Raw genomic sequence first — 22,677 nt, forward strand, 5'->3', positions numbered from 1 at the left:
CCCTTCAGGGGCCGCGGCGATGCCCTTGCCCTCGGCCGCTCCGGCCTTGGCGTCCTGCGTCACCGCGCCGGCCTCGGGGGCCGACGCGATGGAATTACCATCCGGCGCAGGCGCGCCGGTGGCGGGTTTCGCGCGCGCTTTGTCGTGACTGCCCATGTCCCGCCTCTTCACTGTGCCGTCGCGATTGACCTTCCGTTACGGCAATGTACTGCAAGGTTAATCAATTCTGTCACAGTCCGTAGGCTTTGCCCATTTCCGGATCCTTGGCTGCGACAATACGGGCAAGGTCCACGATCACCTTGGCCTGCTTCCAGGTGGCGTCGTCCTGCATCTTGCCGTCGATCATCACCGCGCCGGCGCCGTCGGGCATGGCTTCCAGGATCTTGAGGGCGAAGGCCACCTCGCCCGGATCGGGGGAGAACACGCGCTTGGCGATGTCGATCTGGGTGGGGTGCAGCGACCAGGCGCCGACGCAGCCCTGCAGGAAGGCGTTGCGGAACTGGCTCTCGCAGGCCGCGAGGTCCGAGAAGTCGCCGAACGGGCCGTAGAACGGCTTGATGCCGTTGGCGGCGCAGGCGTCCACCATCTTGCCGACGGTGTAGTGCCACAGGTCCTGCTGGTAGCCGGCACGGGGCTTGTCGCCGTCCGCGTCCGCCAGCACCTTGTAGTCCGGATGCCCGCCGCCGACGCGGGTGGTCTTCATGGCGCGGGAGGCTGCAAGGTCTGCCGGGCCAAGGCTCATGCCGTGCATGCGCGGGGAGGCGCTGGCGATCTCCTCCACGTTCTTCACGCCTTCGGCGGTCTCTAGGATGGCGTGGATCAGGATCGGCTTGCCGATGGCGTGCTTGGCCTCCAGCTGGGCCAGCAGCTGGTCGAGATAATGCACGTCCCAGGCGCCTTCCACCTTGGGCAGCATGATCACGTCCAGCTTGCCGCCGATCTCGCTGACGATCTCCACGATGTCGTCCAGCACCCAGGGGCTGTTTAGACAGTTGATGCGGGTCCACAGGCCGGTGGAGCCGAAATCGGTGGCCTTGGCCATCTCGATGAAGCCGCGGCGGGCGGCTTCCTTGGCGTCGGAGGGGATGGCGTCCTCAAGATTGCCGAGCACCACGTCCACCTGCTTGGCGATGTCCGGCACCTTGTTGCGCATCTTTTCCAGGTGCGGCGGCACGAAATGGATCATGCGCTCAAGCTGCACCGGCAGCTCGCGGTAAGGTGCGGGCGCACCGATGGCCAGCGGCTTGAAGAATTGGCGCGGCAGCTTCATTTGTCCCCCCATGGATCCGGCGGCATGGCCTCGTGCCTGGGCCGCCAACCTCTTGAATGCAATGCAGCATAGGTGGCGGGCCGGTGCAACACGACTTCATGGCAGGACGATCGGACGGCCCGCCCGGGGGTGAGGTCCGTCGCGGACGTGGATCGCCGTCGCGGCGGGATGTGTTGCTCGGGTTCGCGGGCCTTGCGGGTCTTGCCGCGGGGGGCGCCCCGGCGCGCGCGCGTGACTTCTGGGGCGAGGGGCTGCCCGACCAGCCGGCGGATTTCCTGTTCGGCTATGGCACGCTCATCAGCGAGCCGTCGCGCACCGCCACCTCGCGACGGCGGGTGGTGGCGGTTCCAGCGCGGGTCTCCGCGCGGTTCGGCCTGGTACGGGCCTTCGTATCCCGTGGCGGGGCGCGGTCGGGGGCAGGCTTCACCGCGCTGGGGCTGCGCCATCCGCGCGACGGTGAAGAGCCGTCCTCCATCAACGGCGTGGTCTTCCCCGTGCGGGACGCCGAGGAGATGGCCGCCTTCGACCGGCGCGAGGGTGGCTACCAGCGGGTGGAGGTGGATCCGGTCTTGGTGGAGGCGGTGGGCTGGCAGGGCCTGCCGCACGCCGGCCGGGTGTGGATCTATGTGCCGAAGGGCATCGACCTGGGTCGGGAGGCCGGCGCGCCGGACAATGGCGTCCTGCCCGACGCGGCGTTCCCGCTGGTCCAGTCCTATGTCGACGTGGTGCTGCAGGGCGCGCTGGCGGAAGGCGGCGCCTTCGCACGAGAGCTGATCGAAACCACGTTCGACTGGAGCCCGTTCTGGCTCGACGACCGGCCCACGCCCCGCCGCCCGTGGGCCGCGACCGAGCAGGCCGGCGCCATCGATCGCTTGCTGGCAAGCGTCGAGCCGGCGGCGAGCCAGTTCCGCAACCGGCTCTATCCGGAACTCTATGCGGCACGGCATCTCATGGATGCGACGGCACCGCGCTAGAAAGGCGGCAGCCTACGGCAGCAGCAGGGTGGAACCCGTAGTCTTGCGCGATTCGAGATCCTTGTGGGCCTTCTGCACGTCTTTCAGCGCATAGGTCTGGTGGACCGGGATCTTCACCGCCCCGGTCAGCACCGCCTCGAACAGGTCGTTGGCGGTGGCGACCAGGTCGTGGCGCTTGGCCACGAAGGTGGCGAGGGTCGGTCGGGTGGCGAACAGCGAGCCCTTCTGCGAGAGCTGGAGCAGGTCGAAATTCTTGATGGCGCCGGAGGCGTTGCCGAAGCTGACCCACAGGCCCAGCGGCTTGAGGCAGTCGAGGGAGGCGGGATAGGTCGCCTGTCCCACCCCGTCATAGACCACGTCGCACAGCTTGCCGGCGGTGATCTCCTTCACCCGGTGCACGAAATCCTCGTCCCGGTAGAGAATCACCTCGTCGCAGCCGTGGGACAGGGCCAGCTCCGCCTTGTCCTTGGAGCCCACGGTGCCGATGACGGTGGCGCCCAGATTCTTGGCCCACTGGCACAGGATGAGCCCGACGCCGCCGGCCGCCGCCTGTACCAGAATCACGTCCCCCGGCTTGATGTGATGGGTGCGGCGCACGAGATACTGCGCCGTCATGCCCTTCAGCATCATGGCGGCGGCGGTCTGGTCGTCGATGGAGGCCGGCAGGTGCAGCAGCACGGCGGCCGGCACGTTGCGCACTTCGGCATAGGCGCCGATGGCCATGGCATAGGCGACGCGATCACCGGGGTGGAAGTCGTTCACGTCCGGCCCCACGGCCTCCACCACGCCGGCGCCCTCGTTGCCGGGGATGAAGGGCAGGCTCGCGGCCTTGTAGAGGCCGGTGCGGAAATAGACGTCGATGAAGTTGAGGCCGATGGCGGTCTGGCGAATCTGCACCTCGCCGCGCCCGGGGGGAGGCACCTCGACCGCCTCATAGGTCAGCACCTCGGGACCGCCCGTCTGATGCACCCGAACCGCATGAACCATGACGCCAGACCCCTTTTCCGCCGCGACGCCGGGGATCATAGGCCGGCGCCCGGCGCCCGCAAGCACCCTCAGCGCCCGCCGGAGACCTTGAGGATGGCGCCGGTGGTGTAGCTCGCCGCACCCGAGAGCAGGTGCAGCACCGCGTCGGCCACCTCGTCGGCGGTTCCGGCGCGGCCCATGGGCGTGGTGGGCACCAGCCGGTCCAGCCGGCCGGTGACGCCGCTGGTGTCGTGGATGTCGGTGGCGATGAGGCCCGGCGCCACCCCGTTCACCCGCACGCCCTCCCGCGCCAGCTCGCGGCCGAGGCCGATGGTGAAGCTGTCGATGGCGCCCTTGCTCGCGGCGTACCAGACATATTCGCCGGGGGAGCCCAGGATCGCCGCCATGGAGGAGATGTTGACGATGGCGCCGCCCTTGCCCCCGCGCGCCGTGGACATGCGCTTCACCGCCGCCTGCGCCACCAGCAGCGCGCCGGTGACGTTGAGGTCGATGACTCGGGCGATCTCGGCGGGATCGGCATCGGCAAAGGGTCCTGCGCGGCCGGTGATGCCGGCGTTGTTGACAAGATGGGTCACCGGGCCGAGGCGGGCGTCGGTCTCTGCGAACAGGCGGGCAATGTCGGCAGGGACGGCCATGTCGCCCTTGATCACCGCCACCTCGGCGCCGTGGGAGCGGGCGGCGGCGGCGGTAGCTTCGGCGGCGGCGGCATCGCTGGTGTAGTTGAGCGCGATCCTGCCATAGCCCGCCTGGGCGGCCTTGATCACGCAGGCGGCGCCGATGCCCCGGCTGCCGCCCGTCACCACGAGCACCTTGTCCGTCATTGCTGCTCTCCCGCGTGCCGCGCCGCGATCCGCCGCCGGCGCCGGCCGGAGGCGGCGACGTTCAGCATCTCCACCATCACCGAGAAGGCCATGGCCGCATAGATATAGCCCTTCGAGATGTGGGCGCCGAAGCCGTCCGCCACCAGCGTGACGCCGATAAGCACGAGGAAGGCCAGCGCCAGCATCTTGGTGGTGGGATGGGCGGCGATGAAGGCCGAGAGCGGGCCCGAGGCGGCGAACATGATGGACACGGCGATGATCACCGCCAGCACCATGATGGCGAGATGCTCCGCCATGCCGATGGCTGTGAGAATGGAGTCCACCGAGAACACGAGGTCGAGCAGGATCACCTGCACCACCACCGCCATGAAGGCCCGCTGCGCGTAGGCGCCAGGGCCGTCGTCGGCCTCCGGCTCGTCCTCGCCTTCCAGCGCGCCGTGCATCTCCTGGGTGGCCTTGGCGATGAGGAAGGCGCCGCCGGCCATGAGGATGATGTCGCGCCAGGAGAAATCGTGGCCGAAGGCGGAGAACAGGGTCTGCTGCAGGCCGATGAGCCAGGTGAGCGCGAACAGGAGCGCGATTCGCAGGACGAGCGCGGCGGAAAGCCCCACCTGCCGAGCCCGCAGCGCCTGGGCCGGGGGCAGCTTCTGCACCACCAGGGAGATGAACACCACGTTGTCGATGCCGAGGATGATCTCCATGGCCGTGAGCGTCACGAGTGCCGCCCAGGCTTCCGGCGACGTAATCCAGTCCAGCATCCGATCCCCCAGCACTCAAGTCCGCGCCAGAATGGGGGAACCCGCGCGCACCGCAAGACGTCCGGTGTCGATCAGCGCGCAAAAGGCGCCGCGCGTGCCGATGGGGCAACACGCCGCGCCGCCCCATCGTGCCGGATCCTACGCCAAAGCCTTGCGGCGTGGCATCTTGTGGCCCTGACTCGGAGCCGCGCGGCCTTTTCTCGGCCCCAAGCTGGTTCTAGTGTGCGCTGCGCCGGAGACACGGCGGCGGGGAGGCTGCGATGGCGCAAGAGGACATCCACCACGGCGACATCCAGCAAGGCGATATGCACCACGCCGAGATGCACCACGACCCTGTCCACGAGGTGATCGTGGTGGGCGCAGGTCCGGCCGGGCTTGCCACCGCCCTCGGGCTGGCCGCGCGGGGCGTGCCCACGGCCCTCGTCACCGGTCCTGATCGCGGGGCAGACCACCGCACCACGGCGTTGCTGGAAGGCTCGGTTCGCATCCTCGAGGATTTCGGCCTGTGGGCGGATCTGGAGCCGCGCGCGGCGCCACTGCGCGACATGCGCATTGCCGATGCGACGCGCCGCCTCGTGCGCGCGCCGGAAGTGACGTTCCGGTCGGCGGAGATCGGCCTGTCCACCTTCGGCTACAACATCGAGAACGACGCCCTGCGCAACAGCCTGCTCGCCAAGGCCATGCAGCAGCCGAACCTTCACATCGTGCGCACCGCGCTGGAGCGCATCGACTTTGCGCCCGACGCCCTCACGCTGCATCTCGCCGACGGCTCGACCCTGCGCGCCCGCCTCGTGGTGGGAGCGGATGGACGGCAGTCGCGGGTACGGGCGGCGGCGGGCATCCAGATGCGCTCCCGGGCCTATCCGCAGGTGGCCTTCACCGCCACCGTGCGCCACACCCGCTCGCACGAGGACACCTCCACCGAATTCCACACCGAGAGCGGCCCCTTTACCCTGGTGCCGTTGACGGGGGATCGCTCGTCCATCGTCTGCGTGGTCACGGAGCGGGAGGCGATCCGGCTCCTCGGCCTCGACGACATGGCGCTGGCGCGGGAGCTGGAGGCACGGGCCTCCTCCGTGCTCGGCCGGTTCGAGATGGAGGGCGGCCGCGGCGCCTTCCCGCTGGCGGCGGAGACGGCGGAGCGGCTGGTGGCGGATCGCATCGCCCTCATCAGCGAGGCGGCCCACATCATGCCGCCCATCGGCGCGCAGGGGCTCAATCTCGGCCTGCGGGACGCGGGCGCGCTGGTGGCCTTCGTGGCAGACGCCTTCGCCGGGGGCGAGGATGTGGGCGGGGAGGCGCTGCTGTCGCGCTATGCGGCGGCGCGCCAGCGCGACGTGTTCGGCCGCATGCGGGCGGTGGACCTGCTCAACCGCTCGCTCCTCTCGGACCTGCTGCCGATCCAGGGCGTGCGGGGCTTCGGCCTCTACCTGCTCGACCGCGTGGGGCCGCTCCGCCGCACCCTGATGCGGCTCGGCATCGGCGACAAGGCGGCCTGACGCACCGGCCCCGGGGGCTCAGAACAGGCTGAGCGGGATGAGGTGCCCGCGCAGCAGGAAGAGCATGCCGGTCACCGTCACCACCGAGAATAGGGTGCCGAGGAGGACGGCGGCGGACGCCTCCTCCATGAAGACGTGGTACTGCCGCGCCAGCACGAACACGTTCAGCGCCGGCGGCAGCGCCGCCATCAACAGCAGCGTCTCGGTCCAGACCTGCGAGAACGGCCCGAACAGGCTGAGCGACACCAACGCGATCATCGGGTGCAGCACCAGCTTCAGCACCAGCAGCGGACCCAGCTCCACCGGCACGCGCTTCAGGGGCCTGAGCGCCACGGTGACGCCCAGCGCGAACAGTGCGCAGGGGGCTGCGGCGTTGCGCAGGAAATCCAGCATGCGCGACAGCGGCTCCGGCTCGCGGAACTCCAGCGCGGCGGCGATGACCCCCAGCATGGTCGCGATGTTGAAGGGGTGGGTGAAGACCCGTTTCGCGATGAGGCCAAGGGTGTGGAGCAGGCTCTCGCCCCGCCCGCGCATGGTCATCAGCAGCGGCACCACGGTGAAGAACAGCAGGCTGTCGCAGGCGAAGATCAGCGCCGCAGGCGTCGCCGCCGCCTGCCCGAGGGCGGCCAGCGTCAAGCCCGGCCCCATGTAGCCCACATTGGCATAGGCGCCGATGGTGAGGGCGATGGCGGCCTCGCCCACATGCCCGCGGCGGAAGAACAGGCCGATGCCAAGCGCGATGATGGAGGTGGTCGCCGTGGACGCCACCACCGCCAGGATGAAGGCGGGATTCGCCAGCTCATGGATCGGCGTCTGCGCCACGATGCGATAGAACAGCGCCGGCAGCGCCACATAGATGACGAAGAAGGTGAGCCAGGCGAGCCCGCTTTCCGGCAGCCGGACCCGCCAGCCGCAGAAATAGCCGAGGAAGATCAGCCCGAAGAAGGGAAAGGCGAGGCCGAACAGGTCGCTCATGGCGGCGCGCTCATGGGTGCGGGCTCACTGGTGCGTGCTCATGGGTGTGCTCTTGGGGCTACGGCAGGAGGCCGGAAGCATCTTGGGCGGGCGGCGCCTGTGGCGCGTTGCCTCATCCATAATCGGCGGGCGCCCAGATGAAAAGCGGTAGCCGCGCGCGGTTATCTTCCCGCGCTGGTGCCCCGGTCGCCGCCATCAGTGCGGGCGTGCGCGAGGGTCAACGCCGTCGTGCCGCAGCGTTTTTCCGCGAACAAGCGCCATGAGCGCCTTGCGCGTTGCCCCCCTCGCCATGATATCAAGGATCAAACAAGGATGGGGCGGGCGCGCTGAACCTGCCCCGCCCGTGCTGCGACGGATCGTTCCCGGCCATGATGCGCCAATACGAACTCGTCGAGCGCGTTCGACGGTATAATCCCAACACCGACGAGGCGCTGCTCGACCGCGCCTATGTGTATGCCATGCGCGCGCACGGCAGCCAGCTGCGCGCGTCCGGCGATCCCTATTTCTCCCATCCCCTCGAAGTGGCGGCGATCCTCACCGATCTCAAGCTCGACGATGCCACCATCGTCGCGGCGCTGCTGCACGACACCATCGAGGACACCAGCGCCACCAAGTCCGAGATCGAGCGCCTGTTCGGCATGCAGATCGCGACGCTGGTGGAGGGCCTCACCAAGATCAAGAAGCTGGACCTCGTCTCCAAGCAGGCCAAGCAGGCGGAAAACCTGCGCAAGCTGCTCCTCGCCATCGCCGACGACGTGCGGGTGCTCCTGGTCAAGCTCGCCGACCGCCTCCACAACATGCGCACGCTGAAATGGGTGCCGCCCGAAAAGCGTGATCGCGTGGCGCAGGAGACGCTGGACATCTACGCGCCGCTGGCCGCCCGCATGGGCATGCAGGACATGCGCGAGGAGCTGGAGGACCTCTCCTTCCGCCAGCTCTCGCCGGAGGCCTACGAATCCATCGCCGTCCGCGTCTCCGAGCTGCGCCAGGGCAACGGCGCCGTGGTGCAGGAGATCGAGCGCGAGCTGAAGGACGAGCTGGAACGGCGCGGCATCGCGGCCGAGGTGAAGGGGCGAGAGAAGCGGCCTTACTCCATCTGGGGCAAGATGGAGCGCAAGGCCATCGGCTTCGAGCAATTGTCGGACCTCTACGGCTTCCGCGTCATCGTCGGCTCGGTGGAGGACTGTTATCGCGCGCTGGGGGTGATCCACACCAAGTGGGCCATCGTGCCCGGCCGCTTCAAGGACTACATCTCCACCCCCAAGCCCAACGACTACCGCTCGCTTCACACCACGGTGGTCGGTCCGCGCCGGCAGCGGGTCGAGATGCAGATCCGCACCCGGGACATGGAGGAGATCGCCGAATACGGCATCGCCGCCCACGCCCTCTACAAAGATGCGTCCGGGGCGCCGGGGGCCATGCTCTCCTATGAGAGCCGCGCCTATGCCTGGCTGCGCAAGACCATCGAGAACCTGTCGCAGGGCCTCTCACCTGAAGAGTTCCTCGAGCACACCAAGCTCGAGTTGTTCCACGATCAGGTGTTCTGCTTCACGCCGAAGGGTCGCCTCATTGCCCTGCCGCGCAAGGCGACGCCCATCGATTTCGCCTATGCGGTCCACACCGACGTGGGCAATACGGCGGTGGGCTGCAAGATCAACGGCTCCATCGCCCCGCTGGTGTCGGAGCTGAAGAACGGCGACGAGGTGGAGATCATCACCTCCAAGGCGCAGACCCCGCCCGGCGCGTGGGAGACCATCGCCGTCACCGGCAAGGCCCGCGCCGCCGTGCGCCGTGCGACCCGCACCGCCGTGCGCGCCCAATATGCCGGCCTCGGCCGCAAGATCGCCGAACGGGCCTTTGCCAAGGCGGGCAAGGTGTTCTCGGAAGACGCCGTGGCCAAGGGAACACCGCGCCTCGCCCGCACCGCCGCCGAGGACGTGTTCGCTGCCGTCGGGCGGGGCGAGATCAAGACCGAGGATCTGATCCGCGCCGTTTATCCCGACTGGCAGCCGCCGCGCGCAGACGATCGCACCGACCGGCAGATCAACGGCGAGGGCTGGTTCGAGCTGAAGCGCGGCCACAACCTGAAGTTCAAGATCCCCGAGGGCGCCAAGCCGCGTGACGGGGAGGATGCGGAGCGCCTCGACGCCATTCCCATCCGCGGCATCAACGGCGAGCTTCCCGTGCGCTTCGCGCCGGAGGGCGGCGCGGTGCCGGGCGACCGCATCGTCGGCATTTTGACGCCGGGGGAGGGGATCACCATCTATCCGATCCAGTCGCCGTCCCTGCAGAGTTTCGAGGATGCGCCCGAGCGCTGGCTCGACGTGCGCTGGGACGTGGACGAACTCTCGGAAGGTCGCTTCCCCGCCCGCATCATCGTGACCGCCCGCAACGCGCCCGGCTCGCTGGCCCAGGTGGCGGGCGCCATCGGCGATCGCGGCGGCAATATCGACGGCTTGCAGATGCGCTCCCGCTCGGCGGATTTCCACGAGATGGTGATCGACATCGAGGTGTTCGACCTCAGGCACCTCAACACCATCATGGCGGACCTGAAGGCCCGCGAGGTGGTAGCCCAGGTGGAGCGCGTGAACGGCTGACCCCGCTGGCGTGCGGGAGACCAGCAAAGAGCCGCAGCGAGCAAGGAGCAGGGACGATGGCGGTGCTGAAGCCGGTGCGGCTCGGAGTGAACGTCGATCACGTGGCGACGGTGCGCAACGCGCGCGGCGGCGCCCTTCCCGACCCGGTGCGCGCCGCAGCCCTCGCCAAGGCCGCGGGAGCCCACGGAATCACCGCCCACCTGCGCGAAGACCGCCGACATATTCGCGATGCGGACATGGAGCGGCTGAAGGCCGAGGTCGACCTGCCGCTCAATTTCGAGATGGCGGCGACGCAAGAGATGGTGGACATCGCCTGCCGCGTCCGCCCCAACGCCTGCTGCCTGGTGCCCGAGCGGCGCGAGGAGCGCACCACCGAGGGCGGGCTCGACGCGAGCGGCCAGCGCGCGGAGCTGGCGCCCCGCATCGCCCGGTTGAAGGCGGCCGGCATCCGCGTCTCCCTGTTTATCGCCGCGGATCCAGCCCAGATCGCGGCGGCGGCCGAGCTCGACGCGGATATCGTGGAACTGCACACCGGCGCCTGGTGTGACGCCGCAACGGAGGGCCGGCACGCGGAGGCCGAGGCCGAGTTCGTGCGGCTGAAGGCCGGGGCGCGGCAGGCGGCGGGTCTGGGCCTGGAGGTCCATGCGGGCCACGGCCTCGATTATGCCACCGCCGAGCGCATCGCCGCCTTCCCGGAGATCGTGGAGCTGAACATCGGCCACTTCCTCATCGGCGAGGCCATTTTCGTGGGGCTCGACGCGGCCATCGCGCGCATGCGGGCGGCCATCGCGGCGGGGCGGTCGTCCGTCGGGGACGGCGCGGCGGCATGATCATCGGTATCGGCTCGGATTTTTCGGACGCCCGGCGCATCGCCCGCTCCATCGAGCGGTTCGGCGACCGGTTCCTCGATCGGGTGTTCACGCCCGAAGAGCGCCGCAAGGCCGACCAGCGCAAGCTGCGCGCCGAGACCTACGCCAAGCGCTTTGCCGCCAAGGAAGCCTGCTCCAAGGCGCTGGGCACCGGCCTCAGCCACGGGGTGTTCTGGCGCGACATGGGGGTGGTGAACCTGCCGTCCGGCCAGCCGACGCTGGTCCTGACCGGGGGCGCTGCCCGGCGTCTCGCCGCACTGGTGCCGGAAGGCTATGAGCCGCACATCCACCTTTCGCTGACCGACGAGGGGCCGCTGACGGCGGCCTATGTGATCATATCGGCGGTACCCAAGACGGGTGTCTGACCCAGCGAGAGGCTCCAGCACGTGCGTTGCCGGGAGCCGACGAAGCCTCTATAGGGGCCATCAAGCGACCTTGGCCCTGTGGACACGGGCGCCGATCCGGCGTCTCTCCTCAGTTTCGGCGCAGTTTCATCTACCCTGCGCCTCACCCGGGATTTTTTGGACAACAGATGACCGCGACCAGCGACTCCAAGAAGGACGGCGGTTTCCTCGAAACCGTCCGCGTGATCGTCCATGCGCTTCTGATTGCGCTGGTGATCCGGACCTTCCTGTTCCAGCCTTTCAACATCCCGTCCGGGTCCATGAAGGATACGCTGCTGATCGGCGACTATCTCTTCGTCTCCAAGTACAGCTACGGCTATTCGCGCTTCTCGATTCCCTTCTCGCCCAACCTGTTCTCCGGCCGCGTCTTCGGCTCGGAGCCCACGCGCGGCGACGTGGTGGTGTTCAAGCTGCCGCGCGACAACGAGACGGACTACATCAAGCGCGTCGTCGGCATGCCCGGCGACAAGATCCAGATGATCGGCGGCCTGCTGCACATCAACGGCACACCGGTGCAGCGCGAGCGCCTTCCCGACGTGTCCGAGGATGACGGCTCCGGCCGCAAGGTGCCGGTGAAGCGCTGGCGCGAGACCCTGCCCAACGGGGTCTCCTTCGAGACCCTCGATCTGGTGGACAACGGCTTCTACGACAATACCCCCGTCTATGAGGTGCCTCTCGGGCATTACTTCATGATGGGCGACAATCGTGATAATTCTGCGGACAGCCGGGTTTTGAGCCAGGTCGGCTATGTTCCCTTCGAGAATCTCATCGGCAAGGCGCAGGTGATCTTCTTCTCGATCGACGAGGGTGCTTCTGCGTGGCAGGTTTGGACGTGGCCTTGGACGGTGCGATGGGATCGGCTGTTCTCCCGGGTACATTGAACGCGGTGGGCTCTGACCTCGCGTCCGTAGAAGAGCGGATCGGCTATCGCTTCCGCGACCGGTCGGTCCTTGAGCTTGCGCTCTCCCACATCAGCGCCGTGAAGGGCGAGGCCCCGCGCCTTCGGTCCTACCAGCGCATGGAGTTCCTGGGCGACCACGTGCTCGGCTCCGTGGTGTCGCACATGCTCTATCTCGCCTTCCCGGAGGGGGAGGAGGGGGAACTCTCGCGTCGGCTCGCCGAGCTGGTGCGCGAGGAGGCCTGCGCCGAGGTGGCGCAGGACATGGATCTTGGCCCCTTCATCCGCCTCGGGCCCGGCGAGAGCCAGTCCGGCGCCCACAAGCGGCGGGCGATCCTCGCTGATGTCGCGGAAGGCGTGGTGGCGGCCGTGTTCCTCGACGGCGGCTACGAGGCAGCCCATCAGGTGGTGGAGCGCTTCTGGCGGCCCCGCCTTGAGACGCCGCGCCGCCCCCTGCGCGACGCCAAGACGGTGTTGCAGGAATGGGCGCAGGCCCGCGGCCTGCCGCCGCCCTCCTATCGCGAGGTGATCCGCTCTGGTCCGGACCATGCCCCCCGGTTCACGGTGGCGGTGGATCTTCCGGGCCTTAAGTCCGAACAGGCGGACGGGGCCTCCAAGCAGAATGCGCAGAAGGCGGCAGCCGCCGCTTTCCTCGTCCGCGAGGGCGTGTGGAAAAAGGACGAGTCGTGATGGCACCGGCAGGGAAGGGTCCCAAGGACCCCAAGAACGGACCGGATGAAAACGGCCCGGATGAGAGTGGCCCCGGCAACGGCGCACCGGCCAGGGATGCGTTGAGCGCGGTCGAAGGGTCGCCGCAGGATATCGAGCACGAGCTGCCTGAGGACGAACTGCCGGACGGCGCCCTGTCCGACGAGGACTTCGACGACGAGGACGACGATTTCGACGAGGAGCACGATGCCGCGCCGCGTGTCCTGCCGCCCTTGGAGGGCCCGACCCGCTGCGGCTTCGTCGCGCTGCTGGGCGCGCCCAATGCGGGCAAGTCCACGCTGACCAACCAGCTGGTGGGCACCAAGGTATCCATCGTGTCCCACAAGGTGCAGACCACCCGCGCCATCGTGCGCGGCATCGCGCTGGATGGCGCGGCCCAGCTGGTGCTGGTGGACACCCCCGGTATCTTCTCCCCCAAGCGCCGGCTGGAGCGCGCCATGGTGTCCAGCGCCTGGACCCACGCCGCCGACGCTGACGTGATCGCGCTGCTGGTGGATGCGAAGCGTGGCCTCGACGAGGACATCGAGGCCCTGCTCGCCCCGCTCTCGCAGATCCGCAAGCCGCGGGCGCTGATTCTCAACAAGATCGACATCATCCGCCGCGACACGCTGCTGGCGCTTGCCGCGCAGATCAACGAGAAGCTGGCGTTCGATCGGGTGTTCATGGTCTCCGCCCTGACCGGGGACGGCGTCGCCGACGTGCGCCGTTGGTTCGCCGAGCAGGTGCCGCTCAGCCCCTGGCTTTATCCCGAGGACCAGGTGTCGGATGCGCCCATGCGCATGCTGGCGGCGGAAATCACCCGGGAAAAGATGTTCCTGCGCCTCCACGACGAGCTGCCCTACCGCTCCACGGTGGAAACCGAGAGCTGGAAGGAATTGCGCAACGGCTCCGTGCGCATCGAGCAGACCATCTATGTCGAGCGCGAAAGCCAGCGCAAGATCGTGCTCGGCAAGGGCGGCAACACCATCAAGACCATCTCCTCGGAATCCCGCGCGGAGATCGCCGGGATCATCGAGCAGCCGGTGCACCTCTTCCTGTTCGTGAAGGTGCGCGAGAGCTGGGCGGATGACCCCGAGCGCTATCGCGAGATGGGGCTGGAATTTCCCAAGGGCGGCTGAAGTCTGGCGGCTGAAGACGGGTTTCTCCGGCCGCTATGTCTTCACACCTCGGCACCGAGGCCCTGCCGGGCCTTGTCCAACTCCTCGGCGTAGCGCCGCAGGACGTGGGCCTCGCCCAGCAGGCCCATGAGGCGACGGGTGGCGGGGTCGTCCACCACGGCGAGGTCCTCGGCCTTTGTCGCATCGAAGGCCAGCGCCGCCTCCTGCACGTTCATGGCCGGAAGCAGCACGTCATCGCGATGGGTGGCGAGCCGGGAAACAGCTTCGTCGGGGTCGCGCTCGGCCGCATGGGCCTCCACGACCCGTACCAGCCCGGCATAGGCGCCCGACCCGTCCACCAGCACCACCATCCGCCGCGCACCCAGCGGGAAGGCCGTGCGCAGGGCACCGATGGTGCCGTGCTCGGGGAAGGTGGCCATGTCGGTGCGCATCATGCGGGCGACGGTCAATTCGCGCATCCAGCCCACGTCCTGCGCGCTGCGGATGCTTTCGCCGCGCAAATGGAAGCGCCAGGTTGAGAAGGAGTAGCCGAACGTCTCCCGCACCGCGAGGGAGGTTACCACCGCGGCCGCCAGCACATAGCCGGACAAGGCGAGGTCCCGCGTCATCTCCAGCACCAGGAAGGTCATGGTGAGCGGCCCGCCGATGATGCCTACCGCCAGCGCCCCCATGCCGGCCACAGCGCAGACCGCCGGATCGAGCTGGAGCGACGGCCACAGCATTGCGAGGGCGCCGCCGTAGAGCTTGCCCATCAGCGCCCCGAGAAACAGCGAGGCGAAGAACAGGCCGCCGCGAAAGCCCGAGCCGATGGACAGGGCCGAGGCCAGGATTTTCAGGCCGAAGATGATCGCCACCGAGAGCACCACCGGGCTGTCCACCTGCAGGTGCAGCGCGCCATGGCCATCGGAGAGCACCTGCGGGCTGTAGAGCGCCAGCGCGCCGACGCCGAGCCCGGCGATCGCCGGCCGCAGCGGCGCGGGGATGCCGCTCTTGCCGAACAGCATCTCCACCCCGGTGACCAGGCGCATGATGAGGATGGCGATGCCCGCCGCCAGCAGCCCGAGCAGCGCGATGGGCAGGATGTCGAGGGGCTGCACCACCACGTCGAGCGGGATGTTCAACGGGTCCACATGGACCCCGAGCAGCCGCGCCACCATCACCGCCGAGACGGTTGCCGCCAGCACCGGGGCGGCAGCGGGGATGGAATAGCTGCCGATGATGATCTCGAAGCCGTAGAAGGCGCCCATGAGCGGCGCATCGAAGGCGGCGCCGATGCCGGCCGCCGCGCCCGCGCCCACCAGGATGCGCAGGTCGTTGCGCCGCAGGTGGAAGGCCCGGCCGAGGCGGGCGGCAATGCCTCCGCCGATCTGCGAATAGCCAGCTTCCAGCCCGAGCGAGGCGCCGAAGCCGTTGGAGACCATGGTCTGAACTGAGACGATGATGCTGTCGGTCAGCGACATGCGCCCGCCGTGCAGCGCATTGGCCTCGATGGGGTCCACGAAATTGCGCCGGCGCCAGCGCTTCAGGGCGAGGGCGATGAGCCCCATGGCCAGCCCGCCCGCCGCTGGAACAAGAAGCAGCCAGGGCGAGGCCAGTGCCGGCGCAGCGCTGAGCCGGTCGCCGGGGGCGAGCTGGAACAGCGCCTCGTGCATCCATTGGGTAATCTGGCTCATGGCGCTGGCCGCGAGCCCGGCGAGGATCCCCATCACCGCCGCGATCACCACCAGGGCGGCTTCCCGCTCGCGCACGCTGGCCCGGACGGAGGCGATGAGGCCGCCAAAAGCGGAAGCCGTCGCTCCGCTGCCGGCCGGAGCGGAATCGGCCGGCTCGGAATCGGTGGGCGGGACGGCCATCAGCTCAGCTGAAGGTGTTGCTGCGGGGGAAGCCCTTGGGCGGCAGGCGACCGGCCGAAGCGCGCTCGCCCTGCCATTCCAGCAGGTCGGTCACGGTCCAGGTGCGGCCGGAGGTGTCCTCCCAAGTGAGGCCCGAGGCCATGGAGAAGGCCTTCAGGTCGGACAGCCCGCCCTCGCGGTAGCGCTGGAGGCGCACGCCGCGCCCGCGGGTCATTTCCGGCACCTGGTTGAGCGGGAACAGCAGCAGCTTGCGGTTGTCGCCGATCACCGCCACCCAGTCGCCCTCCACGAACCGCACCGCCAGCGCCGCGTCCGGCGGATCGGTGACGAGCACCTGCTTGCCCTTGCGGGTGTTGGCGAGGCAGTCGTCCTCGCCCACCACGAAGCCGCGCCCCTCCTTGGAGGCCAACAGCAGCTTGCGGCCGGGCTGATAGGCGAAGACGGAGACGATCTCCGCCTCCTGCTCCAGGTCGATCATGAGGCGCACCGGCTCGCCATGGCCGCGCCCGCCGGGCAGCTTGGCGGCCTCTAGCGTGTAGAAGCGCCCGTTGGAGGCGAACACCATGACCTTGGAGGTGGTCTCGGCGAAGAAGGCGTGGCCCAGGCTGTCGTCGCCCTTGAACTGGAGGTTGGAGAGGTCCTGCACATGGCCCTTGAGGGCGCGGATCCAGCCCTTGGCGGACACCACGATGGTGACCGGCTCGCGCTCCACCAGCGCCTCGGTGAAGGCGTCCTCGTGGAAGGTAGGGGGCGCAGCGAAGGTGGTGCGGCGGCGGCCGATAGCAGTCTCGGGGCCGTAGGTCTTGCGGGTCTCGCGGATTTCCTTGGCGATGTTCTTCCACTGCGCCGCCTCGGAGGCGACCAGCTTGTTCAGGCCGTCCTGTTCCTTGGTGAGGGCGTCGTGCTCCTTGCGGATCTCCATCTCCTCCAGCCGGCGCAGGGAGCGCAGGCGCATGTTGAGGATGGCTTCCGTCTGCACGTCGGTCAGCTCGAACGTGCGCATCAATTCCTGCTTGGGCTCGTCCTCCTCGCGGATGATGCGGATCACCTCGTCGAGGTTGAGATAGGCGATGAGGTAGCCGCCCAGCACCTCCAGGCGATGGGCAATCTGCTCCAGCCGATAGCGCGAGCGGCGCAGCAACACGTCGCGGCGGTGGTCGAGCCATTCCCGCAACGCCTCCGACAGGGAGAGCACCTTGGGGACCTGCCCGCGCACCAGCACGTTCATATTCAGCGGGATGCGGGCCTCAAGCTCGGTGAGCTTGAACAGGCTCTCCATGAGCACCTCGGCATCCACCGTGCGGGCGCGCGGCTCCAGCACCAGGCGGATGTCCTCGGCGCTCTCGTCGCGCACGTCGGCCAGCAGCGGCAGCTTCTTGTCGGTGAGCAGCTCCGCGATCTTTTCCACGAGGCGGGACTTGGCGACGCCGTAGGGGATCTCGGTGACCACCACCACATAGGTGCCGCGCCCGGTCTCCTCCTTCTCCCAGCGCGCCCGCACGCGGAACGAGCCGCGGCCGGTGGCATAGGCCTCGGCGACGCCCACCGGATCCTCCACCAGCACGCCGCCGGTGGGGAAATCCGGGCCGGGGACGAACTGGAGCAGGTCGAAGGCCGGTGCCTCCGGGTGGTCGATGAGATGGAGGGCAGCGTCCAGCAGTTCGGCGGCGTTATGGGGCGGGATGGAGGTGGCCATGCCCACCGCGATGCCCTGCGAGCCGTTGGCGAGCAGGTTCGGGAAGGCCGCCGGCAGCACCACCGGCTCTTCTTCCGAGCCGTCATAGGTGGGGCGGAAGTCCACCGCGTCCTCGTCGATGCCGTCCAGCAGCAGGCGGGCGGTCTCGGTGAGGCGAGCCTCGGTGTATCGCATGGCGGCGGCGTTATCGCCGTCCACGTTGCCGAAATTGCCCTGGCCATCCACCAGCGGGTAGCGCTGGGCGAAATCCTGGGCGAGACGCACCAGCGCGTCATAGACCGACTGGTCGCCGTGGGGGTGGAACTTGCCGATCACGTCGCCCACCACGCGGGCGGACTTCTTGAAGCCCTGGCCGGGATCAAGCTTCAACTGGCGCATGGCGTGGAGGATGCGCCGGTGAACCGGCTTCAGGCCGTCGCGCGCGTCGGGCAGGGCGCGGTGCATGATGGTCGAGAGGGCGTAAGCCAGGTAGCGCTCTTCCAGCGCCTCCTTGAGCGTGACTTTCTCGATGTGCCCGTCGCCGGGCGGAAGTGTGCGCGTGGCCATGCCTGCCAGTACCGCGCGCGCGAGCGAGCCACAAGCCGCCTTTGGGCGCCGGTGGCATCATCGGGGCGTCCCACAAGCGCCCGATCAAAAGCGTGCCACCGCCCGAATGCTGAACGGGAGATGAATTCGTCGCCATTCCCCAAGGTAAATCATGGCGAAATTTCGTGGTGGACGCGGCATCAACTGTTGCTGAAAGATGTGAAATTCCAAGGATGGAACAAAATCGCGCCCCAGCGACGTTACAGCATCATAAGGCCGGGCGGTGAGTACGCTCGTGCCATGAGGAGGTCCGAAAATGAAGACGGCAGCTCTTGCGGCGGGAGGTATTATCGCATTGGCGCTTCTTGGTGCCGTGCCTTCGGCGTCGGCCGGATCGCTGGCAGGCAGCGGTTCCACCTTCGCCGGCCAGGCGCCGGCCCAGGCCCAGGTCGAGGACGTGCGCTGGGTTCGGCGCTGCTGGCAGGAACGCCGCTGGTGGAACGGGCGCCCCCATTGGGTCACCAGATGCCGGAGCGTGTGGGTCGGGCCGCGCCGCTGGTGATGGCCTCAGCCGGGCGCCGTGCTCCGGCGCCAGGATGAAACAAAAGCCGCGCGCGCATCGGAAAGGCCGAGCCCGCGCGGCTCAAGCACCCGCGTCAGCAGAAAGTGCCCGGTGAGGCGCAGCGCGTCCTCCACGTCCCCCGGCACGGGCGGGGCGCCGCCGTCCAGCAGAAAGCCGGGCAGGGCGAAGAGCCGGTCCGCATAGGGCGCGCCCGCCTCCCCGCAGACCGCCCGCCCGCTTTTCGGCGAGACATAGACCAGGTCCTCCCGGCGCCCCGTCGCGGCGCAGGTTTCCAGTTCGAGACCGAAGCCCAGTTCCGCCAGCAGTGCCAGTTCGAAGCGGGCAAGCAGCCGGCCGGCCGACTCGCGGTCCTCGAAGGCGTCGAGGATGGCGCCGAGGGTGAGGAACAGGCCCTCGTGCGGATCGCGCTCCGGCAACAGGTGCAGCATCTGCGCCATGTGGGTGAAGCCAAAGGCGGCGTGCGGCGCGCGCATGAGAACCTCGGTGCGCACCACCGCGGGCTCCAGCGCATAATTGCCCATGTGCTCGTCGAGGCGCGCCCGCCAGGTGGCGCTCACCGTGTTGCCGGGCTGGAGCAGGGGCGCCTGCCGCCGCGAGGCCCCGCCCCGCACCATGCCGAGGTGTCGCCCGCGCAGGCGGGTCAGCAATTCCACGATGGCATTGCCCTCGCCGTGCCGTCGCACCCCCAGCACGATGCCCTCGTCGGTCCATTCCACGGCGCTGCCTGTCCGGCTCTGAAACGTTGAGAAAAGCGATAGCGTGCGCGCGGCCTGCCATGCGGGCCGACGGGCGCAGGCGCTTGCGGGCAATGAACGCCCTCCGGCGCGAAGACGCAACAGGGTGCTCTCGCCTTAAGACGACGGAAACCCGAAGCGGCGAGGATGCGGCCATGCAAAGCCGCTCGCGCCTTCAATCCATCCTCGCCACGCTCGCCCTCCATCTGGGAGCGGCGGCGCTCATCGGCTATTTCGCCTACCACGCCTACAATGGCGACCATGGGCTCGTGGCCAAGCGCAATTACGAGCAGGAGATGAAGGCCCTGGAGTCCGAGCTTGCCGGGCTCAAGGCTCAGCGCCGGGCGATGGAGAACAAGGTGTCCCTGCTCGCCCCCAACCAGCTCGATCCGGACATGCTGGACGAGGAGGCGCGGCGTCAATTGAACTTCATAAATGGCAAGGATCTGGTGCTGCTTCGCAGCAAATGAACTTTATTTCAGTTCATGAGTTAAATGAACCATTTTCAAGTTCATTGCAGCAAAATCAAGAGTTTGCAACGTGTTGCAGCGCACAAAGGAAAAATTGGCGCTTTGAGGGCACGGGGAGCTGAGTTAGGAAGGCGCAGTTCCAGCGCTTCCTGAGGATGCCGATGGCCAAAAAGCCTACTGCCCGTGTCGCCGATGCTTCGGCCCCGGCCCCCTTCACAAAAGACCAGGACCTTCTCGCCTATCGCGAGATGCTGCTCATCCGCCGCTTCGAGGAGAAGGCCGGCCAGATGTACGGCATGGGCCTCATTGGCGGCTTCTGCCATCTCTACATCGGCCAGGAGGCCGTGGTGGTGGGCATGCAGATGGCCATGAAGCCGGGTGACCAGGTCATCACCGGCTATCGCGATCACGGCCACATGCTGTCCACCGGCATGGCCGCCCGCGGCGTCATGGCCGAGCTGACCGGCCGCCGCGGCGGCCTGTCCAAGGGCAAGGGCGGCTCGATGCATATGTTCAGCATCGAGAAGCAGTTCTTCGGCGGCCACGGCATCGTCGGCGCCCAGGTCTCGCTCGGCACCGGCCTCGCCTTCGCCGATCGCTACCGCAATAATGGTGCGGTCTCGGTCACCTATTTCGGCGACGGCGCGGCCAACCAGGGCCAGGTCTACGAGAGCTTCAACATGGCCGAGCTATGGAAGCTCCCGGTCGTGTACGTGATCGAGAACAACAAGTACGCCATGGGCACCTCGGTGTCCCGCGCCTCGGCCCAGCAGGATTTCTCCAAGCGGGGCACCTCCTTCAACATCCCCGGCGAGCAGGTGGATGGCATGGATGTGCAGGCGGTGAAGGCTGCCAGCGAGCGGGCGCTCGCCTTCGCCCGCGAGGGCAACGGCCCCTACATCCTGGAAATGCAGACCTACCGCTATCGCGGTCACTCCATGTCGGACCCGGCCAAGTACCGGTCCAAGGAGGAGGTCCAGAAGATGCGCACCGAGCACGACCCCATCGAGCAGGTCCGCAACCGTCTCCTCGAAACCCACGGGGCGACCGAGGACGAGCTGAAGAAGTTCGATGCCGAGGTCCGCGAGATCGTGAACGAGGCGGCGGACTTCGCCACCAACGATCCCGAGCCCGACGTGTCGGAGCTGTACACGGACATCCTGCGCTGAGCGGCGGGCCGTGGCCGCGCTGTTCCATATCCTCGCCGGCCTCGCGCTCCTGGCGGCGTTGATTGCCTGGGCCGTCGCCGTGCGCGGCGGCCTGAAGGCCATCGCCGCCAACCGTGCGGCCGGGCAGGGGGGCGGCGCGGCAAGCTACGCCCTTCTCGCGCTCTGGCCCTTCGCCGTACAGCGGCGGGGCCGCGAGGCTGATATCGACGCGGTGCGGACCGGCAAGGCGGCCATCGCCTTCTTCGTGTCCGTGACCGTCGCGGTCGCCGCCATCTCCGCCTACACCAATCTCACCTACAAGCCCCCCGTGGCCCCGGCCGGCTCCTCGCCGGCCGCCCCCACGGGCGCGCCGAGCAAGAGCTGACAGCCATGGCCATCGAAGTCCTCATGCCGGCCCTGTCTCCCACCATGGAGAAGGGCAGTCTCACCAAGTGGCTCAAGAAGGAAGGCGACACCGTCAAATCCGGTGACGTGCTTGCCGAGATCGAGACCGACAAGGCCACCATGGAGGTGGAGTCCATCGACGAAGGCATCCTCGGCCGCATCCTCGTACCCGAGGGCGCCCAGGACGTGGCGGTGAACACCCCCATCGCCACCATCCTCGCCGACGGCGAAGATGCGAACGCCGCCCCGGCTCCCGCCCCCAAGGCGGCCGAGAGCGCCCCGGCCCCGGCCGCAGCGCCGGCCCCCGCGGCGCCGGCCGTGATCGCCCCGCAGGTGGTGGCCCAGCCCGATCCGGAAGTGCCCGCCGGCACCGAATTCGTCACCCAGACCGTGCGCGAGGCCCTGCGCGACGCCATGGCCGAGGAAATGCGCCGCGACGGCGATGTCTTCGTCATGGGCGAGGAAGTGGCCGAGTATCAGGGCGCCTACAAGATCACCCAGGGCCTGCTGCAGGAGTTCGGCGAGCGCCGCGTCATCGACACCCCCATCACCGAGCACGGCTTCGCCGGCGTCGGCGTGGGTGCGGCCATGGCGGGCCTGAAGCCGATCATCGAGTTCATGACCTTCAACTTCGCCATGCAGGCCATCGACCACATCATCAACTCGGCGGCGAAGACCCTCTACATGTCGGGCGGGCAGATGCACTGCTCCGTCGTGTTCCGCGGCCCCAACGGCGCCGCCGCCCGCGTCGCCGCCCAGCACAGCCAGGACTACACCTCCTGGTATTCCAACGTGCCCGGCCTTCGGGTGATCGCGCCCTATACCGCGGCCGACGCCAAGGGGCTGCTGAAGGCCGCCATCCGCGACCCCAACCCGGTCATCTTCCTTGAGAACGAGATCCTCTACGGCCAGTCCTTCGAGGTGCCGAAGCTGGATGATTTCGTGCTGCCCATCGGCAAGGCGCGCATCGCCCGCACCGGCAAGGACGTGACCCTGGTCTCCTTCTCCATCGGCATGACCTACGCGCTGAAGGCGGCGGACGAACTGGCCAAGCAGGGCATCGAGGCGGAGGTCATCGACCTGCGCACCATCCGCCCCATGGACGTGGACACCATCATCGCCTCGGTGAAGAAGACCGGCCGCTGCGTGAGCGTGGAAGAGGGCTGGCCGCAGTCCGGCGTCGGCGCCGAGATCGTCGCCCAGCTCATGGACAAGGCCTTCGACTATCTCGACGCCCCGGTGCTGCGCGTCACCGGCAAGGACGTGCCCATGCCGTACGCCGCCAACCTCGAGAAGCTGGCCCTGCCGACGGTCGCCGATGTGATCGCGGCAGTCCACGCCGTGACCTATCGCTGAGGAGAGAG

At 68.3% G+C, this 22,677-nt stretch carries 21 protein-coding genes; 13 read left to right on the plus strand and 8 right to left on the minus strand.

Annotated features, from left to right (window positions below; genetic code table 11):
- Positions 1 to 229: 229 nt before the first annotated feature.
- Positions 230 to 1,270, minus strand: a complete 1,041-nt coding sequence (locus FZ033_RS18465) for an HpcH/HpaI aldolase/citrate lyase family protein (protein ID WP_149577543.1) — start codon at positions 1,268 to 1,270, stop codon at positions 230 to 232.
- 173 nt (positions 1,271 to 1,443) lie between these two features.
- Between FZ033_RS18465 and FZ033_RS18470 the strand changes: the two genes are divergently transcribed.
- A complete protein-coding gene (locus FZ033_RS18470) occupies positions 1,444 to 2,244 on the plus strand; it encodes a gamma-glutamylcyclotransferase family protein (protein ID WP_149577544.1) in 801 nt (266 codons plus the stop codon).
- A 12-nt stretch (positions 2,245 to 2,256) separates the two neighbouring features.
- Here FZ033_RS18470 and FZ033_RS18475 read toward each other — a convergent pair whose 3' ends face one another.
- From FZ033_RS18475 to FZ033_RS18485, 3 genes are all read right to left on the minus strand, one after another.
- Positions 2,257 to 3,231, minus strand: a complete 975-nt coding sequence (locus FZ033_RS18475; RefSeq protein ID WP_149577545.1) for a quinone oxidoreductase family protein — start codon at positions 3,229 to 3,231, stop codon at positions 2,257 to 2,259.
- A 68-nt stretch (positions 3,232 to 3,299) separates the two neighbouring features.
- Positions 3,300 to 4,052, minus strand: a complete 753-nt coding sequence (locus FZ033_RS18480) for an SDR family oxidoreductase (protein WP_149577546.1) — start codon at positions 4,050 to 4,052, stop codon at positions 3,300 to 3,302.
- The gene (locus tag FZ033_RS18485; RefSeq protein WP_149577547.1) at positions 4,049 to 4,810 is read right to left on the minus strand and encodes a TerC family protein; all 762 of its coding nucleotides are present in this window, start codon (positions 4,808 to 4,810) and stop codon (positions 4,049 to 4,051) included. Before FZ033_RS18485 ends, FZ033_RS18480 begins: the two co-directional genes overlap by 4 nt.
- Positions 4,811 to 5,070: 260 nt before the next feature.
- Between FZ033_RS18485 and FZ033_RS18490 the strand changes: the two genes are divergently transcribed.
- On the plus strand, positions 5,071 to 6,309 hold the full coding sequence (locus tag FZ033_RS18490; protein WP_149577548.1) for a UbiH/UbiF family hydroxylase: 1,239 nt from the start codon (positions 5,071 to 5,073) through the stop codon (positions 6,307 to 6,309).
- An 18-nt stretch (positions 6,310 to 6,327) separates the two neighbouring features.
- Here the strand turns inward: FZ033_RS18490 and FZ033_RS18495 are convergent, their stop codons facing one another.
- Positions 6,328 to 7,284 (minus strand): AEC family transporter, encoded by a 957-nt coding sequence (locus FZ033_RS18495; protein WP_149577549.1) that lies wholly within the window; start codon positions 7,282 to 7,284, stop codon positions 6,328 to 6,330.
- 368 nt (positions 7,285 to 7,652) lie between these two features.
- On the opposite strand from FZ033_RS18495, the gene FZ033_RS18500 reads away from it, so the two are divergent.
- The 6 genes from FZ033_RS18500 (at position 7,653) to era (ending at position 13,899) form a co-directional block, all read left to right on the plus strand.
- The gene (locus FZ033_RS18500) at positions 7,653 to 9,881 is read left to right on the plus strand and encodes a RelA/SpoT family protein (protein WP_149577550.1); all 2,229 of its coding nucleotides are present in this window, start codon (positions 7,653 to 7,655) and stop codon (positions 9,879 to 9,881) included.
- 56 nt (positions 9,882 to 9,937) lie between these two features.
- Complete coding sequence (locus FZ033_RS18505; protein ID WP_149577551.1) at positions 9,938 to 10,711, plus strand: pyridoxine 5'-phosphate synthase; 774 nt, start codon at positions 9,938 to 9,940, stop codon at positions 10,709 to 10,711.
- A complete protein-coding gene (acpS, locus tag FZ033_RS18510; RefSeq protein WP_149577552.1) occupies positions 10,708 to 11,115 on the plus strand; it encodes a holo-ACP synthase in 408 nt (135 codons plus the stop codon). The genes FZ033_RS18505 and acpS overlap by 4 nt, the downstream gene beginning before the upstream one ends.
- Positions 11,116 to 11,282: 167 nt before the next feature.
- Positions 11,283 to 12,035, plus strand: a complete 753-nt coding sequence (lepB, locus tag FZ033_RS18515; RefSeq protein WP_149577553.1) for a signal peptidase I — start codon at positions 11,283 to 11,285, stop codon at positions 12,033 to 12,035.
- Positions 12,036 to 12,040: 5 nt separating this feature from the next.
- Positions 12,041 to 12,742 carry a ribonuclease III gene (gene rnc, locus FZ033_RS18520; RefSeq protein ID WP_331251190.1) on the plus strand — a complete coding sequence of 234 codons (702 nt, stop codon included), beginning with the start codon at positions 12,041 to 12,043 and terminating at the stop codon, positions 12,740 to 12,742.
- Positions 12,742 to 13,899: a GTPase Era gene (gene era, locus FZ033_RS18525; RefSeq protein ID WP_331251191.1), complete on the plus strand. Its 1,158-nt coding sequence runs from the start codon at positions 12,742 to 12,744 to the stop codon at positions 13,897 to 13,899. The genes rnc and era overlap by 1 nt, the downstream gene beginning before the upstream one ends.
- A 41-nt stretch (positions 13,900 to 13,940) precedes the next feature.
- On the opposite strand, the gene FZ033_RS18530 is transcribed toward era, so the two are convergent.
- Both FZ033_RS18530 and parC read right to left on the minus strand, forming a co-directional pair.
- Positions 13,941 to 15,752, minus strand: a complete 1,812-nt coding sequence (locus FZ033_RS18530; RefSeq protein ID WP_149577555.1) for a chloride channel protein — start codon at positions 15,750 to 15,752, stop codon at positions 13,941 to 13,943.
- A gap of 4 nt (positions 15,753 to 15,756) precedes the next feature.
- Complete coding sequence (gene parC, locus FZ033_RS18535) at positions 15,757 to 17,994, minus strand: DNA topoisomerase IV subunit A (protein ID WP_149577556.1); 2,238 nt, start codon at positions 17,992 to 17,994, stop codon at positions 15,757 to 15,759.
- A gap of 295 nt (positions 17,995 to 18,289) precedes the next feature.
- On the opposite strand from parC, the gene FZ033_RS18540 reads away from it, so the two are divergent.
- On the plus strand, positions 18,290 to 18,535 hold the full coding sequence (locus FZ033_RS18540; RefSeq protein ID WP_149577557.1) for a hypothetical protein: 246 nt from the start codon (positions 18,290 to 18,292) through the stop codon (positions 18,533 to 18,535).
- A 5-nt stretch (positions 18,536 to 18,540) separates the two neighbouring features.
- Here the strand turns inward: FZ033_RS18540 and recO are convergent, their stop codons facing one another.
- Positions 18,541 to 19,272 (minus strand): DNA repair protein RecO, encoded by a 732-nt coding sequence (recO, locus tag FZ033_RS18545; protein ID WP_149577558.1) that lies wholly within the window; start codon positions 19,270 to 19,272, stop codon positions 18,541 to 18,543.
- 173 nt (positions 19,273 to 19,445) lie between these two features.
- Between recO and FZ033_RS18550 the strand changes: the two genes are divergently transcribed.
- The 4 genes from FZ033_RS18550 (at position 19,446) to FZ033_RS18565 (ending at position 22,669) form a co-directional block, all read left to right on the plus strand.
- Positions 19,446 to 19,760: an FtsB family cell division protein gene (locus tag FZ033_RS18550; RefSeq protein ID WP_149577559.1), complete on the plus strand. Its 315-nt coding sequence runs from the start codon at positions 19,446 to 19,448 to the stop codon at positions 19,758 to 19,760.
- Positions 19,761 to 19,921: 161 nt separating this feature from the next.
- The gene (gene pdhA, locus FZ033_RS18555; RefSeq protein ID WP_149577560.1) at positions 19,922 to 20,929 is read left to right on the plus strand and encodes a pyruvate dehydrogenase (acetyl-transferring) E1 component subunit alpha; all 1,008 of its coding nucleotides are present in this window, start codon (positions 19,922 to 19,924) and stop codon (positions 20,927 to 20,929) included.
- A 10-nt stretch (positions 20,930 to 20,939) separates the two neighbouring features.
- Complete coding sequence (locus FZ033_RS18560) at positions 20,940 to 21,293, plus strand: hypothetical protein (protein WP_149577561.1); 354 nt, start codon at positions 20,940 to 20,942, stop codon at positions 21,291 to 21,293.
- A 5-nt stretch (positions 21,294 to 21,298) separates the two neighbouring features.
- Positions 21,299 to 22,669: a pyruvate dehydrogenase complex E1 component subunit beta gene (locus FZ033_RS18565; protein WP_149577562.1), complete on the plus strand. Its 1,371-nt coding sequence runs from the start codon at positions 21,299 to 21,301 to the stop codon at positions 22,667 to 22,669.
- Positions 22,670 to 22,677: the final 8 nt, after the last annotated feature.

Origin of the sequence: Xanthobacter oligotrophicus (assembly GCF_008364685.1) — a bacterium.
In the GTDB taxonomy this organism is placed as follows: domain Bacteria; phylum Pseudomonadota; class Alphaproteobacteria; order Rhizobiales; family Xanthobacteraceae; genus Xanthobacter; species Xanthobacter oligotrophicus.

What these genes read in the sequence shown, in the direction of transcription:
- FZ033_RS18465 (WP_149577543.1), bottom strand. Translation starts at nt 1,270, where the DNA reads ATGAAGCTGCCGCGCCAATTCTTCAAGCCGCTGGCCATCGGTGCGCCC.
- FZ033_RS18475 (WP_149577545.1), bottom strand. Translation starts at nt 3,231, where the DNA reads ATGGTTCATGCGGTTCGGGTGCATCAGACGGGCGGTCCCGAGGTGCTG.
- FZ033_RS18480 (WP_149577546.1), bottom strand. Translation starts at nt 4,052, where the DNA reads ATGACGGACAAGGTGCTCGTGGTGACGGGCGGCAGCCGGGGCATCGGC.
- FZ033_RS18485 (WP_149577547.1), bottom strand. Translation starts at nt 4,810, where the DNA reads ATGCTGGACTGGATTACGTCGCCGGAAGCCTGGGCGGCACTCGTGACG.
- FZ033_RS18490 (WP_149577548.1), top strand. Translation starts at nt 5,071, where the DNA reads ATGGCGCAAGAGGACATCCACCACGGCGACATCCAGCAAGGCGATATG.
- FZ033_RS18495 (WP_149577549.1), bottom strand. Translation starts at nt 7,284, where the DNA reads ATGAGCGACCTGTTCGGCCTCGCCTTTCCCTTCTTCGGGCTGATCTTC.
- FZ033_RS18500 (WP_149577550.1), top strand. Translation starts at nt 7,653, where the DNA reads ATGATGCGCCAATACGAACTCGTCGAGCGCGTTCGACGGTATAATCCC.
- FZ033_RS18505 (WP_149577551.1), top strand. Translation starts at nt 9,938, where the DNA reads ATGGCGGTGCTGAAGCCGGTGCGGCTCGGAGTGAACGTCGATCACGTG.
- acpS (WP_149577552.1), top strand. Translation starts at nt 10,708, where the DNA reads ATGATCATCGGTATCGGCTCGGATTTTTCGGACGCCCGGCGCATCGCC.
- lepB (WP_149577553.1), top strand. Translation starts at nt 11,283, where the DNA reads ATGACCGCGACCAGCGACTCCAAGAAGGACGGCGGTTTCCTCGAAACC.
- era (WP_331251191.1), top strand. Translation starts at nt 12,742, where the DNA reads ATGGCACCGGCAGGGAAGGGTCCCAAGGACCCCAAGAACGGACCGGAT.
- FZ033_RS18530 (WP_149577555.1), bottom strand. Translation starts at nt 15,752, where the DNA reads ATGGCCGTCCCGCCCACCGATTCCGAGCCGGCCGATTCCGCTCCGGCC.
- parC (WP_149577556.1), bottom strand. Translation starts at nt 17,994, where the DNA reads ATGGCCACGCGCACACTTCCGCCCGGCGACGGGCACATCGAGAAAGTC.
- FZ033_RS18540 (WP_149577557.1), top strand. Translation starts at nt 18,290, where the DNA reads ATGAAGACGGCAGCTCTTGCGGCGGGAGGTATTATCGCATTGGCGCTT.
- FZ033_RS18550 (WP_149577559.1), top strand. Translation starts at nt 19,446, where the DNA reads ATGCAAAGCCGCTCGCGCCTTCAATCCATCCTCGCCACGCTCGCCCTC.
- pdhA (WP_149577560.1), top strand. Translation starts at nt 19,922, where the DNA reads ATGGCCAAAAAGCCTACTGCCCGTGTCGCCGATGCTTCGGCCCCGGCC.
- FZ033_RS18565 (WP_149577562.1), top strand. Translation starts at nt 21,299, where the DNA reads ATGGCCATCGAAGTCCTCATGCCGGCCCTGTCTCCCACCATGGAGAAG.